This is a genomic window from Burkholderia sp. b14 (genome assembly GCF_900156195.1).
Taxonomy (GTDB): Bacteria; Pseudomonadota; Gammaproteobacteria; order Burkholderiales; family Burkholderiaceae; genus Mycetohabitans.
Window position 1 is genome coordinate 691,285 of record NZ_FTPJ01000002.1, and the last position, 14,494, is coordinate 705,778.

General features: G+C 62.1%; 15 protein-coding genes. 5 read left to right on the forward strand and 10 right to left on the reverse strand.

Going from position 1 to position 14,494, the window contains the following annotated elements; all coding sequences use genetic code 11:
- The first annotated feature begins 9 nt into the window (after positions 1 to 9).
- From B0B13_RS04320 to B0B13_RS04330, 3 genes are all read left to right on the forward strand, one after another.
- A complete protein-coding gene (locus B0B13_RS04320) occupies positions 10 to 663 on the forward strand; it encodes an ABC transporter permease (RefSeq protein ID WP_076788362.1) in 654 nt (217 codons plus the stop codon).
- On the forward strand, positions 660 to 1,808 hold the full coding sequence (locus B0B13_RS04325; protein ID WP_076794444.1) for an ABC transporter ATP-binding protein: 1,149 nt from the start codon (positions 660 to 662) through the stop codon (positions 1,806 to 1,808). Before B0B13_RS04320 ends, B0B13_RS04325 begins: the two co-directional genes overlap by 4 nt.
- A gap of 682 nt (positions 1,809 to 2,490) precedes the next feature.
- Positions 2,491 to 2,790 (forward strand): H-NS histone family protein, encoded by a 300-nt coding sequence (locus B0B13_RS04330; RefSeq protein WP_076794445.1) that lies wholly within the window; start codon positions 2,491 to 2,493, stop codon positions 2,788 to 2,790.
- Positions 2,791 to 2,796: 6 nt separating this feature from the next.
- Here B0B13_RS04330 and B0B13_RS04335 read toward each other — a convergent pair whose 3' ends face one another.
- From B0B13_RS04335 to B0B13_RS18290, 9 genes are all read right to left on the reverse strand, one after another.
- Positions 2,797 to 3,297 carry an NUDIX hydrolase gene (locus B0B13_RS04335; RefSeq protein ID WP_083703614.1) on the reverse strand — a complete coding sequence of 167 codons (501 nt, stop codon included), beginning with the start codon at positions 3,295 to 3,297 and terminating at the stop codon, positions 2,797 to 2,799.
- 14 nt (positions 3,298 to 3,311) lie between these two features.
- Positions 3,312 to 5,567, reverse strand: a complete 2,256-nt coding sequence (locus B0B13_RS04340; protein ID WP_076794447.1) for an amylo-alpha-1,6-glucosidase — start codon at positions 5,565 to 5,567, stop codon at positions 3,312 to 3,314.
- Between the two features lie 455 nt (positions 5,568 to 6,022).
- Positions 6,023 to 7,189: a porin gene (locus B0B13_RS04345; protein ID WP_076794448.1), complete on the reverse strand. Its 1,167-nt coding sequence runs from the start codon at positions 7,187 to 7,189 to the stop codon at positions 6,023 to 6,025.
- 369 nt (positions 7,190 to 7,558) lie between these two features.
- Positions 7,559 to 8,140: a potassium-transporting ATPase subunit KdpC gene (gene kdpC / locus B0B13_RS04350; RefSeq protein ID WP_076794450.1), complete on the reverse strand. Its 582-nt coding sequence runs from the start codon at positions 8,138 to 8,140 to the stop codon at positions 7,559 to 7,561.
- A 100-nt stretch (positions 8,141 to 8,240) separates the two neighbouring features.
- Positions 8,241 to 10,307 (reverse strand): potassium-transporting ATPase subunit KdpB, encoded by a 2,067-nt coding sequence (gene kdpB, locus B0B13_RS04355; RefSeq protein WP_076788693.1) that lies wholly within the window; start codon positions 10,305 to 10,307, stop codon positions 8,241 to 8,243.
- An 85-nt stretch (positions 10,308 to 10,392) separates the two neighbouring features.
- On the reverse strand, positions 10,393 to 12,201 hold the full coding sequence (gene kdpA, locus B0B13_RS04360) for a potassium-transporting ATPase subunit KdpA (protein ID WP_076794452.1): 1,809 nt from the start codon (positions 12,199 to 12,201) through the stop codon (positions 10,393 to 10,395).
- Positions 12,198 to 12,290: a potassium-transporting ATPase subunit F gene (locus B0B13_RS04365; RefSeq protein ID WP_139337235.1), complete on the reverse strand. Its 93-nt coding sequence runs from the start codon at positions 12,288 to 12,290 to the stop codon at positions 12,198 to 12,200. The genes kdpA and B0B13_RS04365 overlap by 4 nt, the downstream gene beginning before the upstream one ends.
- Positions 12,290 to 12,394, reverse strand: a complete 105-nt coding sequence (locus tag B0B13_RS18690; protein WP_212667346.1) for a potassium ABC transporter ATPase — start codon at positions 12,392 to 12,394, stop codon at positions 12,290 to 12,292. The genes B0B13_RS04365 and B0B13_RS18690 overlap by 1 nt, the downstream gene beginning before the upstream one ends.
- A 281-nt stretch (positions 12,395 to 12,675) precedes the next feature.
- Positions 12,676 to 12,840, reverse strand: coding sequence for a hypothetical protein (locus B0B13_RS18290; protein ID WP_170872361.1), 165 nt, complete (start codon positions 12,838 to 12,840; stop codon positions 12,676 to 12,678).
- Between the two features lie 150 nt (positions 12,841 to 12,990).
- Here B0B13_RS18290 and B0B13_RS04370 point away from each other — a divergent pair, with 150 nt between their 5' ends.
- A complete protein-coding gene (locus tag B0B13_RS04370) occupies positions 12,991 to 13,338 on the forward strand; it encodes a hypothetical protein (protein WP_076794454.1) in 348 nt (115 codons plus the stop codon).
- A gap of 204 nt (positions 13,339 to 13,542) precedes the next feature.
- A complete protein-coding gene (locus B0B13_RS04375; RefSeq protein ID WP_076794455.1) occupies positions 13,543 to 13,740 on the forward strand; it encodes a hypothetical protein in 198 nt (65 codons plus the stop codon).
- Between the two features lie 115 nt (positions 13,741 to 13,855).
- On the opposite strand, the gene B0B13_RS04380 is transcribed toward B0B13_RS04375, so the two are convergent.
- Entirely contained in the window at positions 13,856 to 14,287 is a 432-nt protein-coding gene (locus B0B13_RS04380) for a CBS domain-containing protein (RefSeq protein WP_076794460.1), read from the reverse strand.
- Positions 14,288 to 14,494: the final 207 nt, after the last annotated feature.

The following is a 14,494-nucleotide window of genomic DNA, read 5'->3' on the forward strand; positions in this document are numbered from 1 at the left end:
GGAGAACCGATGGACCTAATGACCTATTTCTCAAACAACTGGCAGGAACTAGCGTCGCTCACCTTGCAGCATCTCGCACTGGTCGGTACCGCCGTCGGCTGCGCGATTCTCGTCGGTGTGCCGCTCGGCATCCTGATCAACCGATGCGCATGGCTGGCCGGCCCGTTGCTCGGCTGCGCGACGATCGTGCTTACGCTGCCGTCGATTGCGTTGTTCGGCCTGATGATTCCGCTGCTGTCGCGCTGGGGTGCCGGCATCGGCCCCGCTCCTGCAATCGTGGCGGTATTCTTGTACTCGCTGCTGCCGATTATGCGCAACACCTACTTGGCGCTGCGCAATGTTGACCCAAGCATCCGCGAAGCGGGTACCGGCATCGGCATGACACGATGGCAACGGCTCTGGCTCGTCGAGCTACCGCTCGCCGTGCCGGTGATCATCGGCGGCGTACGGACGGCCGTCGTCATGAACATCGGCGTGATGACTATTGCCGCAGTCATCGGCGCCGGAGGCCTCGGCGAGTTGGTACTGCGTGCGATCAGCCAAAGCAACATGACGCGGCTGGTGATCGGGGCGGTGCTCGTGAGCATGCTGGCCATCGTCGCGGACCTGCTGCTGCACGCGCTGCAGCGTGCATTGACACCGAAGGGAGTAGCGAAGACATGATCGAACTTGACCACTTGACGAAGACCTTCACACGCAAGGACGGCAGTGCGGTACGGGCGGTCGACGCCGTCAGCCTGACTGTTGCCGAAGGCGAAATCTGCATTTTTCTCGGCCCTTCGGGATGCGGCAAGACCACGACGTTGAAAATGATCAATCGGCTGATTCAGCCGACCGGCGGCCGGGTGCTGCTCAACGGCGAGGACACCGCGAACGTCAACGAAGTGGAACTGCGTCGCCACATCGGCTACGTGATTCAGCAGGTCGGCTTGTTTCCGAACATGACGATCGAGGAGAACATCACGGTCGTGCCACGGCTGCTCGGCTGGGACAAGGCGCGCTATCACGCACGCGCGATCGAACTGATGTCGATGGTCGCGCTGGACCCGAAGCTGTACCTGAAGCGCTATCCGCGCGAGCTTTCTGGCGGCCAGCAACAACGCATCGGCGTGATCCGCGCGCTCGCGGCTGATCCGCCTGTGATGTTGATGGACGAGCCGTTCGGTGCGGTCGACCCGATCAACCGGGAGTCGATCCAGAACGAGTTTTTCCAGATGCAACGTGCGCTGAAGAAAACGGTGATCATGGTGAGCCACGATATCGACGAGGCGATCAAGCTAGGCGACAAGGTCGCCGTGTTCCGGCGCGGCCAGTTGGTGCAGTTCGATCATCCCGACACCTTGCTTGCCCATCCCAAGGACGAATTCGTCAGCGCATTCGTGGGCCACGACAGCACACTCAAACGCCTGCTGCTGGTCAAGGCGAGCGATGCGGCAGCCCACGCCCAGACCGTGCACGTCGATACCCCGCTTGCCCAAGCGCTCGGCGTGATGGATGATACCGACAATCGCTACGTGACGGTCACCGACGACGCACGGCGCGCACTGGGCTACGTATCGCGTCGTGTCGCGCGTGAAGGCGCCTCCACCCCGGCACGTTGCGGCGACAAAATGCGCGAATTCGCGACCACCGTGAATGCGGAGGATAACCTGCGCGTGGTGTTATCCAAGATGTTTGAGGTTAACTCGTCGTGGTTGCCAGTCGTCGATCCGGAAGGCGGCTATCTGGGAGAAATCACGCAGGATTCGATTGCCGAATATCTGAGTTCTGGCCGCTCGCGCGGCGTGCCGACCACCGCTGGCGTGTAACCCTGGCCGGCCGGCAAAGCCTACATGCCCGGCAAACACGCCGGTGATCCGACCGAGGATGCCATGGCAAGGCGCTTTATGTTGCGAGCACGTTACTGTACTCAAGCGTTGCTCTTGAAGTCCCGGCGGCGCCAGGTCGCATCACATATCCTATCAGGAATGAAAGATGCGTACCGTCGGGCATGCGGATTTGACGTAGTCGTGAAATGTGCTTAGATAAAAGTGACTTGTCCAACCACAAGGAGTGCGTCATGTCAGGAGCGAACCGGCCAGCAGGCCCCGCTACCCCAAAATCTCGACAACTGGCAGAACAGATTACCCGCGACGAAATGGAGCGCAATCTCCCGGATGCATTGTGGGGCCGGGACCGCGCCAATAACAACGGCCACGGCGTATCGGACGGCCCTGTGCCTCGCACACGCACCGCCGGTAAGACTCGTCGTTCGGCGAGAACACCCGACGGCGATTAAATACAAGGCCGGGCAGGGGCTAGCTGCCCGTGCGCCGCTAGCCCTACCGCTGTGGGCCGCCGGAAAATGCGGCCCGATTCGTTCCCGCTCTGCTCGCCCAAAGTGTAACGAGAGCATAGCCAAGGCCAACCCGCCTATCCGATGATAACGCGTCCGCGACACCGCCGGCGCGCTATCATCGCGCATTATTCCACTCGAGCTAAAAAAAACTAATGGCAACTTACAAGCAACTTCAACAACAAATCGAAGCGTTGCAGCGAAAGGCCGAGGAGGCCCGTTTGGCTGAGCTAGACGCAGTGATCGTGGACATCCGCGCGAAGGTCGCCGAATATGGATTAAGCCCCCAGGACATTTTTGGCCGACGGCATGCGGCGAGCAGCGCGCCGGAAAAGCGTGCCTCCGCGCCGGCGAAGTACCGAGATCCTGCCAGCGGAGCCACGTGGTCCGGGCGGGGACGGGCGCCAGCCTGGATTCACGGCAAGAAGCGCGAACGGTTCCTGATCAAGGAATAATGCAGATCACGCTGCGGCACCGTTCAGTTGGCGGTGCAACGCCGACAGCGAAAGTTTGGTTTCGAACAGCCTCGTGAGGCTGGCGCTAGTGTAGCGGCTGACTTCAGTCGGCCGCACCCACCGGAATGCGTCCATTTCGGGAATCATCTTCCCGTTCCGGTGGCTCGGAAACAGGCACGTGCATACGCACTCGCGGATATCAACGTCGCACGTCGAGACGCTGGTCGCGAACAAGTGCAATTCCTTGTCAGGGCGATAAGGAAACGCCCCCAGCTCGACCAGCGCTGCTGCGTCGAGCGCCAAGCCGGTCTCTTCGCGGGTCTCGCGCAGCGCTGCATCGATCGGTGCCTCGCCTGGATTGGGTTGACCCTTCGGGATGTCCCAGTGGCGCGTCTCGGTTGCGTGGCACAGCAACACGCTACCGAGTTCGTTGAGTATCATGACGCCGCACGAAGTCTGTCTTGGCATAACGATCCAGTTTCGCGTTCCGGTACAGCTCCGATGCATTGATCCGTACCCTGCTAAAGCAACGCGAGCACGCGCGCGTCACCGCGGTCCACAGCCGGCACCACCTGCTCCCCCACGCGGCGGAACGTCAACGATACAGTTCGGCTGCCCACGCGCAGATCGTCGACTTCCAGCCAATCGATGCCTGCCGGCAACCGCGGGTGCTCAATGCGGACCTCCTCCCGCTGCGCGTCCACGGTCACGCCCAGGCAAGCCTCGAGCATCATGAACGGCGAACCTGCCGCCCAGGCCTGCGGCAGGCACGCGACCGGATAGGCGGTCGGCGGCTCGCCGCGCCGCCGCGTGAAGCCACAGAACAGCTCAGGCAACCGCATGTCGAAATTGATTGCCGCCTCGAACAGTGCCTGCAGCAACCGCACCGCCGCGCCCTTTTCGCCGTAGCGCGCCATGCCGCGAGCGCACAGCGCGGTATCGTGCGGCCACACCGAACCGTTATGGTAAGACATCGGATTGAACCGAGGCTGGCCGCCAGCTAGCGTGCGCAGGCCCCATCCGGTGTGGAACAACGCGGACTCGAGAGTCTGCGCGACCTGCTCGCCACGCGCCTGGTCCGGTAACCCGAACGCCAGCAAGTGCCCGGCGTTCGAGGCCAGCACACGGCACAACTGACCATGCCCGTCCAATGCCATCCCATAGAAACCCTCCTGCGGCATCCAGAACATCGCCTCGACCCGTTCGCGCAGCGCTGCGGCACGCGTCATATAGTTGGCGGCAAGCGTGACGGCGCCACGATGCTGCGCCAGCCGCGCCATTGTCTCGAACGCCGCCCGCGCGTACGCCTGTACCTCGACCAGTGCGATCGGTCCATCTGGCATGCGCCCGTCCGAGTGGAACACCGAATCGTGGCTATCCTTCCAGCCCTGGTTGGCTAGACCGCTGTCCGCCGCGCGCTGATAGTCGAGCAAGCCGAACGGGTTGCGGTCGCATACCCGTGCAATCCATTGCGCGGCTAGCTCCAGCGCCAGCCACAATTCGTCGATTAACGCCGCATCGCCGGTCCTCTCGAGGTAAGCTCCGGCCAACACGATGAACAGCGGCGTCGTATCCACACCGCCGTAGTACAGCGCAAACGGCACTTCCCCAGTCACCGCCATCTCACTCTTGCGCATCTCGTGCATGACCTTGCCAACCGCGGCATCGCGAAACGCCGAATCCTCGCGCGCCTGATGGGCCGCGAGAAAACGGAGCACGCCACGGGCCAACGCCGGCTGCACCCACAGCGTCTGCAAGGACGTCATCACCGCGTCCCGCCCGAATGGCGTCGAGAACCACGGAATACCCGCATACGGATAGGGTCCGGTGTCCCGATCCGTGGTCAACAATCCCAAGTCGGCAAACGAACGCTCCATCCAAGCATTGAACAACGGATTGCTCGAGCGCAGCCTTGCACTGGCGCGACGCCTATCGCGCATCATTCGGTGCGACTCAGCCAGCGCGGCGCGTACCGCCGCCCGTCCCGCACCGCTCAAGCCGGCTGGCGGCGTGGACACCAGGCCACCGGGCACCTGCGCGGCAGCCTCGTTGATTGGCCGGGTAACGATCGTGACCTGCAGGTAAACCGACAGACACGCTTCGGACGGCAGCGTCAATGTATAGTCGGCGCACCCCGGCAACAGCTTGTCCGGAGCAGGCGAAAACGCGACGCGCACCACCCGCTCGACGTTGTCCAACCCCTGGTAGCTGAACACGACCTCATCATTGTCAACATAGGGCGGCACCAGCGTGCCGCGCCGGCTGCGCGGCGAGCCACGCACTTCGAATATGTCTAGAAAATCGCTGGCAAACGAAATCGACAGCGGTACGACCGCCGGCTCGGTGCCGTAATGGGTCAGCGCGATCGCCTCGTTTAATCCATTACCGCACAGCACCCGCAAACGCTCGACATGGACCACACCCTGCGGCGTATGCTCGCCGCCCAATCGCGGCAACGACCGGTTGGTCAAATGCGCGGTGAACGCCGTATTGTCGCTGCTCACGCTACTCGACAGTAGCGACGGCGCCCGGCCGCCAAATGTGAGCTGCAGTTGCGACAGCACGCGCATGTCGTTGACGAACAAGCCATCGTCATGGCCTAAAATATCGCCGTTCGGATCGTTAACGACGAACGTGTCACCCGACTTCAGTACATACTGCCGACCGGAGATAACATTCGCGTGCGCCGGCGCAATGAACACGCCGTCGTCGTCGGTCTCAACGCCCTGCTCCGGCAGCTTCGCGAGCCGGCCGGCGATCGGTTCTGGCCCCTGCATGAGTTGGCTCCCCTTTCAAAACCCTTGCGTTGTCACAGCACCGCTCGCGTACTGTCGAGTGTCTGACTATTGCACAATACAATCGTGCGTTCGCACAAGGATGTTCGCCCGCTTCCCCAGCCCCCAAGTCCTCATATAACATGCAAACCCGATACGTTGAATACTTGGCCTTTCCGATGTCGGCCAGACCCTGCACATTGACCGAACATGTTATCGAGTCATTGATCGCCGCCATCTCGTCCGGCCAATATCCGATGGGCACAAAGCTGCCCGCCGGCATCATGAATCTGGACGGCGGCAGTTGGCCACGCAGCGGCGGTCGGCCGCGCGCGGGTCGCGGCAACCGGGGGCACATGAAAAAAACGCAGGTCAAGCCTGCGCTTGCCTGCGCTTTTGTTGCCCCCCTGCGTCGAACCGGCCACGCCGGCCCCCCGCAGAAGCAGATTGCGTGCCGTTTAGAACTTGTGGCGCAGGCCCAGCGCAACGTACTCTTGCGCGCCGCCGTTCGCCCCTGCAAAACCGTATGAACCGATCGAAGCCTGGGCTTGCGCGCCCGCGCCGTCCTGCTGGCCGGCGGCCTTTTGCCATGCGCCGACCAGGTACACGTCAGTGCGCTTAGACAGGCTGTAGTCGGCGCCCAGGCTCACCTGGTTGTACTTAGCCGACGAGTTGCCCGAACCCTTCGTGTAGCTGTAGCCAATGCCCGTGAGCAGCGCCGGCGTGGCCTGGTAGGTCGCGAACACGTTGCCGGTGTTGTACTTTTGCGTCTGGCCGAACGATGAAGCGGAATCCGCCGTGTACTGCGCATTGCTGTACGACGCGCCGACATTGACCGGGCCGATTGTGTACTGACCAGCGACACGGGCAATCTTGAGCGACGCAGCCGACGTGTAGGCACCGTTGACCGGGCCGTTGAAAACCGAGTCGGTCGTCGTGTTGGTCGCCGTCGTGGTGGCACCCGAGAAGTCCCGCACGCCGTTGGGGACCTTGCCACCATTGTAGTACTGGTAACTCGCCGCCACGCCGATCGGGCCGTTTGTGTACGCCAGCGCAGCGCCCCACGCACGGCGGTCGCCGAACGAGCCGGCCTGGTTGCCGAACGCGTACAAGCCTTCGAATTGGAAGCCGGCCCAGACCGGGCTCGCGTACTTGACCGAGTTGTTGACGCGCACGCTATTGTCGTAGTTGTCGACGTCACCCGGCGTTGCGAACACGGAGCCGAAGTAGTTGTCGCCCGTCATGCCTTGTACCAGGTCCGTATCCGGCACGTATTGGCGACCCAGCGTCACCGTGCCGTATGCATCGTTCTGTAACCCTACATAAGCCTGACGGCTAAATTCGCGGCCACCTTGGCCCAGACGGCCATCGTTTGGGTTAAAGCCGTTTTCCAACTGGAAGATCGCCTTTAGGCCGCCGCCCAAATCTTCCGCCCCCGTCAAGCCCCAGCGCGACCCCTGCAGGTTACCGGAAACCGTGGACCACTGGTTCTTGCCGCCTTGGTTATGCAAGAAGGTCATGCTTTCATCGATAACGCCATACAATGTCACCGAGCTTTGGGCATGCGCTGCCGAGGTAGCGGCGAGCACGCCGAGCGAGATGGCCGAGAGTACCAGTCGTTTCATCTAATCTTCCCTAAACGGTAGTTCATTTAATTTTCGCTGCGGCCGCAGCATACCTCGACGCCTGTAGAAAAAAGAAATAAAAGCCGAGCCGGCGTTGCTAAATCCAGACGGTATGGATTTGCAACCGCCATTTTCGTCAGACGGTGTGATAGCCCGTGCTGCCAATGCAAATTCCGTAGGAAATAAGCTACTGCAGCCCACCACGCGCGCCGCACAAAACACCGCCCAGTCCGGCGAGGACGGGCAATACTTCAATTTGTCGCGTTGCGCCTCGGGGTGGTCGCGTTGCCCCCGGGCACGATGGATGCAAAGCCCGCAGTGCCACGGGCCATACTTTATATGGAGGCAGGTTATCGCCGTGTCGTTTCCTCAGCGCATCGGCTTAAACTCATCTAGCGCCAGGTTGAGCCTAAGCACGTTCACCCGTGGCTCACCCAACAAGCCGAACTGCCGACCGGTCGTATTGCGGGCAATCAACTCGTCGACCTGCGCTTGTGGAAGGCCTCGTGCCCGCGCCACGCGGGGGGCTTGATAGGCCGCCGCCGCGGGGCTGATGTCTGGATCCAAGCCACTGCCTGACGAGGTCACCAAGTCCACTGGCACCGGCGCCGTGTTGGCCGGATCGGCTTTATGTAAGGCGGCAAGCCGTCCCTTCACCTCGTCCGCCAGCGCGGGATGGGTCGGCCCCAGGTTCGATCCGCTCGAGCTTTGCGCGTTGTACGGATTCGGTGTCGTCGCCGACAGCCGGCCCCAGAAGTAGTCGTTTCTATCGAACTGCTGTCCAATCAGCGCCGAGCCAATCAGCTTGCCGTTCTTTTCGATCAGGCTGCCGTTGGCCTGCGCCGGGAAAACAGCCTGCGCGATCGCCGTGACCGCGGCGGGATAGACGATGCCCGTGATCACCGTCAGCGCAACGAACAACACCAGCACGGGACGCAGTAAAGTGTTCATGATTCTGGTTCACAGTGGAGCAGCGTGCCGCCCCAAAAAAGGCCGGACAAGGGCAAACGAAGGGACGCCGACCCGCCCGGCAAGGGTTTCAAGGAACGGATCAGGCCCAGCCCAGGGCGGTGATCACCATATCGATCAACTTGATAAACGGGAACGGCAACACGATGCCACCCAGTCCATAGATCAGCAGGTTGCGTCGCAGCAGCGAAGCAGCACCCAGCGGCCGGTATTTGACTCCCTTTAGCGCGAGCGGAATGAGGAACACGATAATCAGCGCGTTGAACACCACCGCCGACAAGATGGCGGAGGAAGGCGAAGTGAGTCGCATCACGTCGAGCACGTGCAGCTGCGGATAGGTGGTCGCGAAGGCCGCCGGAATGATCGCGAAGTACTTCGCCACATCGTTGGCGATCGAGAACGTGGTCAGCGAGCCGCGCGTCATCAACATTTGCTTGCCGATTTCCACGATCTCGATCAGCTTGGTCGGATTCGAATCGAGATCGACCATGTTGCCCGCTTCCTTGGCCGCCTGCGTGCCGGTGTTCATCGCGACCGCTACGTCGGCCTGCGCCAGCGCCGGAGCGTCGTTCGTGCCGTCGCCGGTCATCGCCACCAGCCGCCCTTCGGCTTGATGCGCGCGGATCGTCGCAAGCTTGGTCTCTGGCGTGGCCTCGGCCAGAAAATCATCGACGCCAGCCTCGGCGGCAATCGCTGCCGCGGTGAGGCGGTTATCGCCGGTCACCATCACCGTCTTGATACCCATCTTGCGCAACTCGGCAAAGCGCTCCTTGATCCCACCCTTGACGATGTCCTTCAGCTCGATCACACCGAGCACGCGAGCCTGGCCATCGGCGCCTGGCTGCCGCTGCGCGACGACCAGCGGCGTACTGCCGCGGCGCGCCACGTCATCGACCGCCGCGCGCACTTCCTGAGGAAAGTGGCCTGCATGCGCCTTGACATACTGCTGGATCGCGTCAGCCGCGCCCTTACGGATCTCGCGCTCAGGCAGATCGACGCCGCTCATCCTCGTCTGAGCGGTGAAACCAAGGAACTGCGCATGCAGGCTAGCCATGCCCCGTTCGCGAATGTTGAAACGCTGCTTGGCGAGAACCACAATGCTGCGGCCTTCCGGCGTCTCGTCGGCCAGCGACGCCAACTGTGCGGCATCGGCCAGTTCCTGCTCGGACACGCCTGGCGCCGGCACAAACGCCGACGCCTGCCGGTTGCCAAGCGTGATCGTACCGGTCTTGTCCAGCAGCAGCACGTCGACGTCGCCGGCGGCCTCGACGGCGCGGCCGGATGTCGCAATCACGTTCGCCTGCATCATCCGGCTCATGCCGGCCACCCCGATCGCCGACAGCAATCCACCGATCGTGGTCGGAATCAGGCATACCAGCAACGCGACCAGCGCCGTGATCGTCACGATATGACCCGATTTCATCGCAGAGACCGAGAACATCGAGAACGGCAACAGCGTCGCGGTCGCAAACAGCAGCACGAGCGTCAACGCAACCAGCAGGATGGTCAACGCGATCTCATTGGGCGTCTTTTGCCGCTTAGCGCCCTCGACCATCGCGATCATCCGGTCCAAGAAGGCCTCGCCGGGATTCACGCTGACACGCACCACGATCCAGTCCGACAGCACCCGTGTGCCGCCAGTGACGGAGGAGAAATCTCCGCCAGACTCGCGGATCACGGGCGCCGATTCACCGGTGATCGCCGACTCGTCGACCGACGCGACACCTTCGATGACCTCGCCGTCCGCCGGAATCGTGTCGCCCGCCTCGACCAACACCACGTCACCGCGGCGCAAATCCGTGGACGCCATGATACGGACCGGCGCTTTCGGGTGAGGCTCGTTCAGCTTCTTAGCCATCACATTGTGCTTGGCACTGCGCAGCGACGCGGCCTGGGCCTTCGAGCGGCCTTCCGCCAGCGCCTCGGCGAAGTTGGCGAACAGCACCGTGAACCACAACCATAACGCAATGGCCAAGATGAAACCGGCCGGCGCCTCGGCCTGCCCGGCAAGCGCTGCGATCCACAACACCGTCGCCAGGAGGCTGCCCACGTACACACAGAACATCACTGGATTGCGCAGTTGGGTTCGCGGCGCGAGCTTCTTGAACGCATCGACGATGGCGGGCTTCAGCAGCACCGGATCGAACATCGAATGGACCGCGGTACGAGCCTGCCCGAGGTTATCTGCACGATGAGCAAGCGATGGATTGACGTTAGTCATGCTTTCCTCGAAATCAATGGCCGGCGATCATCATCAACTGTTCGACGATCGGCCCCAACGCCAGCGAAGGCACATAGGTCAGCGCGCCGACCAGCACGAGCGTGCCGAGCAGCAACACGACAAACAACGGGCCGTGCGTGGGCAGCGTACCCGGCGTCGCGGCAATGCGCTTCTTGTTTGCCAGCGAGCCCGCAATCGCCAACACCGGCACGATCGTGCCGAAGCGGCCAAACCACATCGCGACCGCCAACAACACGTTGTAGAAAGGCGTATTGACCGACAGCCCGCCGAACGCACTGCCATTATTGTTGGCTGCTGAGCTGAATGCATACAGCACCTCGGAGAAGCCGTGCGGCCCGGGATTGGCGATACCGGCCACGCCCAGCGGCGAAAGCACCCCAATTGACGTGCCCACCAGCACCAGGAACGGCGTAAGCAGCACTACAATCGCCACCATCTTCATTTCGAACGACTCAATCTTCTTGCCGACGTACTCTGGCGTGCGCCCGATCATCAACCCCGCAACGAATACGGCGAGCAACGCGAACACGAGCATGCCGTAGAGCCCGGAGCCAACGCCGCCGAAAATCACTTCACCCAGTTGCATCAGCAGCAGCGGCACAAAGCCACCCATCGGCGTGAGCGAATCGTGCGTGTTATCCACCGCGCCGCACGATGCCGCCGTAGTCGCCACCGTGAAGATGCCGGACTGCGCGATGCCCAAGCGCACCTCCTTACCTTCGGCATTGCCACCCGCTTGTCGCGCCGACGCCTGCTGGTCCACGTGCAGCGACGCAAACAGCGGATTGCCGGATTGTTCTGCGGAGATTTCCGCAAAGCATGCCACCGCGAACGCGATGGTCATCGCCGCAAGCACCGCATAGCCCTGCCGGCGGTCGCCCACCATGCGTCCGAAGACGATGCACAATCCGGCCGGGATGATCAGGATCGACAGGATCTGCACAAAGTTGGACAATGGCGTCGGATTCTCAAATGGGTGGGCCGAGTTCGCGTTGAAGAAGCCACCGCCATTGGTGCCCAGCATCTTGATCGCTTCCTGCGATGCGACTGGCCCCATGGCCAAGGTCTGCTTGTCCACCTTTGCGTCCTGCATCATCACATTGCCGTGCGCGTCCTTGACCGGATTGCCTTGTGCGTCGATCTTAGGCACCGGATAGGTCGTCACCTGCAACGTCGATACTTGCTGGTACGGCTTCAGGTTCTGCAGCACGCCTTGGCTCACCAGCACCAGCGACACGACAATCGCCAGTGGCGCGAGAATGTAAAGCGTGACGCGCGTCAAATCGACCCAGAAATTGCCGATGGTACGCGCGGTATGGCGCGCAAACCCACGGATCAGCGCGACCACCACCGCAATGCCGGTGGCCGCAGACAAGAAGTTCTGCACAGCCAAGCCCGTCAGCTGGGTCAGGTAGCTGACCGACGACTCCGGTGAGTAATCCTGCCAGTTGGTATTGGTCACGAAACTGACCGCCGTGTTGAACGCGGCATCGGGCGTCATCGCGCCGAGCCCCTGCGGATTAGCCGGCAAATAGTGTTGCAGCCGCAGCAGGCCATACACCACGACGGCCCCCAGCGCGTTGAACAGCAGCACCGCGAGCGCATAGTGCTTCCACGACATCTCGGCCTGCGGATCGACACCCGCGACTCGATACAGCCCGTGCTCCAGCGGGCGGCCCAGCTTGCGCACGAGCACCGACGAGCCATCCAGCACCCCGCACATATAGCGGCCAAGCGGCAGCGCCAGCGCGATCAGCACGATGATGAACAGCGCCGCCTGCAAAAACGAATTGGCGTTCATCCCAAATCCTCCGCGCGCAGCAGCGCATACACGAGGTACCCCAGCACCAGCAGCGTCGCGATGCCGGCCAGCCATGTCATCCACGCCATCATGAGCGGCCTCCGGGTGTGCGGCGCAGCTTGTCGCAGCCGGCCGCCAGCGCCATGCACAGTCCCAGGAACAGGACGATGCCGGCGAGGTAGATGAGGTCCATTGTTATGTTCTCCGTTAATGCACCAAGGCATCTGATAGGCTATCCGCAGGGCCATAAATCGTCCGATAAGAGTGGCCTGCGCGGCGTAAAAAGCGTGTAAACGCCGCCCCCCTTCACCCCAGACGGCGGCGCGCATGGTTTTATTAACCGCTGCGCGCGTGGGTGCCGACGAATCCGTCAACGCGTCGTTGTGCACGGCAATCGCATAGATCCTCGCCGGCATGCATTGCCGCGAGTAGCGTTGCGCTGCATTACGTGAGATCAGCCGCCCGCATACGAATTCAAGTCGAGGCCGGGCACACGGGCCGGTTGCGCATGCAACCCGCGGCGTACTCCCCGCACAGCTGTCGGTAGCTAGACGCCGGTGCCCATGCCAGCGCCAGCATCCCGCTCACCCACATCATGACCGCGCTGATATGCAACGCCTTGACGCTCAAATAGATCATTGGCTGCGAATATGAATCAGGCTGCGCGGGCCAGCGCCGCGAGCCGGCGCGCCAAACTAATATAGGGACATGCGCGAATGCGATACCCTCACCCTTGCGTCGTCGACTGACCGCGGGGCCTATCTATACTAAGCCCGCTTCATAGTTGCCATGCCATTGCGTTGCTTCGTCCCGATCCTGATTGGCAGTTTGTTATTGTGCGGTTGTATCGCGCAGACGCCTCCGCCCCCATCCGTCCATCCGGACTCGGTGGTGGAAGGTATCCAGCGGTATGAGCAAGTCAATGCTCGGATTGCTAACGAGCGTCGCCTGATCGATGTGCGCGTGACGCGCGGCGACTACACGGCTGCGGCAGGCGCCGAGCTGAAGCACCGGCTCGACGACGTGCAACGGGACGCTGCCCGCGCCGCCAGCCAGCACGGCGGCAGCCTGGATGCCGACGCGCAGCGCGCACTGAATGAGCGGCTCACTACGATTTCCGGGACGATAGCGCGCTGAGCCGCCGTGGTGAAGCAGCCAACCGTCCTAACAGCCTGCCCACCACACCAAGGTAGGCGTGACAGTAGCCGTTAACGACGACAGCTAGCCGCTAAGATGGCGCCTACCGAGCCGGTGTCCAGGGGCGCCGGCCGCTTGGCCAATCCCTCCAGGCACGCGGTTTGCGAAGGCATTCATCGTCTGTTTTATGGAGCCACGACCAATATGTCAACCAAGGAACACATCTCGCGCGACAAGAAAGAGGAAGCAATCGATAAGTCGGTCGAGGACAGCTTTCCTGCCAGCGACCCGCCCGCGACAGGCGGTGTGACGAAAATCGTACCTGATGATGATCATCATCAGTCGCGCGGCAGCCACGACGATAACGCGGCTCCGTCCTCGCAGCCATCGAACAAAAGCTGATCGTTTTCCTGCCTCGCGACGTCTCAATGCCGGGGCGGCAGTCGGTCAAGCCGCCGCTCCGGCGTTCAATACTTGGACCCCATTCGCGCTGGGGCAAGCGCCGCCATCTCTTATATTAATGACGTCGAGTCTGCGACACGCCCTCCAGCGTATTAGCGACCTCGTCGTGCGACGCGCCGACGCTGCGCGTGGCGACGTCTCCAAGCGACAGCACGCCCACCAGCTCCTTCTGACGATTGATCACCGGCATGCGGCGCAGTTGCGCGTCGGCCATACGCTTTTGGACAGCATCCAAATCGTCGTCTTCCACACACCATTCGACCTGCGGCGTACAGACCTCACTCACCGGGCTATCAGGGTTCTTACCGGCCGCCAGCGCGCGCACCGCAAGATCGCGATCCGTGACCATGCCGGTAAGCTTGCGGCTCTCGCATACCGGCAACACGCCGATATCGTACTGGTCCATCAACTCGGCAGCATGTCGAATCGTGTCGGACGGACTGATATGGACGACGTCCCGAGACATGATTTCCTGAACGTGGTGCATAGACAACCTCCGTGAATATGAGTAAACGAATGCCTTTACCGTCGAGCAACGGACGTGCCGCCTGCTCGCGCATACGGCCTCCATACGACCCCACTACCGCATCGCCGTTACACGACCGCTTTTTACAATTTACTGAAAAATGCACGGCGTCTATGTGGCGACTGGAGTACAACGCCTGAGGACCGCGTCCAGAACCGCGGGCACGCG

Excerpts from the sequence above, each read along its gene's own strand:
- B0B13_RS04370 (WP_076794454.1), top strand. The coding sequence starts at position 12,991 with ATGCCATTGCGTTGCTTCGTCCCGATCCTGATTGGCAGTTTGTTATTG.
- B0B13_RS04325 (WP_076794444.1), top strand. The coding sequence starts at position 660 with ATGATCGAACTTGACCACTTGACGAAGACCTTCACACGCAAGGACGGC.
- kdpA (WP_076794452.1), bottom strand. The coding sequence starts at position 12,201 with ATGAACGCCAATTCGTTTTTGCAGGCGGCGCTGTTCATCATCGTGCTG.
- B0B13_RS04330 (WP_076794445.1), top strand. The coding sequence starts at position 2,491 with ATGGCAACTTACAAGCAACTTCAACAACAAATCGAAGCGTTGCAGCGA.
- B0B13_RS04335 (WP_083703614.1), bottom strand. The coding sequence starts at position 3,297 with ATGCATCGGAGCTGTACCGGAACGCGAAACTGGATCGTTATGCCAAGA.
- B0B13_RS04320 (WP_076788362.1), top strand. The coding sequence starts at position 10 with ATGGACCTAATGACCTATTTCTCAAACAACTGGCAGGAACTAGCGTCG.
- kdpB (WP_076788693.1), bottom strand. The coding sequence starts at position 10,307 with ATGTTCGATCCGGTGCTGCTGAAGCCCGCCATCGTCGATGCGTTCAAG.
- kdpC (WP_076794450.1), bottom strand. The coding sequence starts at position 8,140 with ATGAACACTTTACTGCGTCCCGTGCTGGTGTTGTTCGTTGCGCTGACG.
- B0B13_RS04345 (WP_076794448.1), bottom strand. The coding sequence starts at position 7,189 with ATGAAACGACTGGTACTCTCGGCCATCTCGCTCGGCGTGCTCGCCGCT.
- B0B13_RS18690 (WP_212667346.1), bottom strand. The coding sequence starts at position 12,394 with ATGGACCTCATCTACCTCGCCGGCATCGTCCTGTTCCTGGGACTGTGC.
- B0B13_RS04380 (WP_076794460.1), bottom strand. The coding sequence starts at position 14,287 with ATGCACCACGTTCAGGAAATCATGTCTCGGGACGTCGTCCATATCAGT.
- B0B13_RS18290 (WP_170872361.1), bottom strand. The coding sequence starts at position 12,840 with ATGATCTATTTGAGCGTCAAGGCGTTGCATATCAGCGCGGTCATGATG.
- B0B13_RS04340 (WP_076794447.1), bottom strand. The coding sequence starts at position 5,567 with ATGCAGGGGCCAGAACCGATCGCCGGCCGGCTCGCGAAGCTGCCGGAG.
- B0B13_RS04375 (WP_076794455.1), top strand. The coding sequence starts at position 13,543 with ATGTCAACCAAGGAACACATCTCGCGCGACAAGAAAGAGGAAGCAATC.
- B0B13_RS04365 (WP_139337235.1), bottom strand. The coding sequence starts at position 12,290 with ATGGCGTGGATGACATGGCTGGCCGGCATCGCGACGCTGCTGGTGCTG.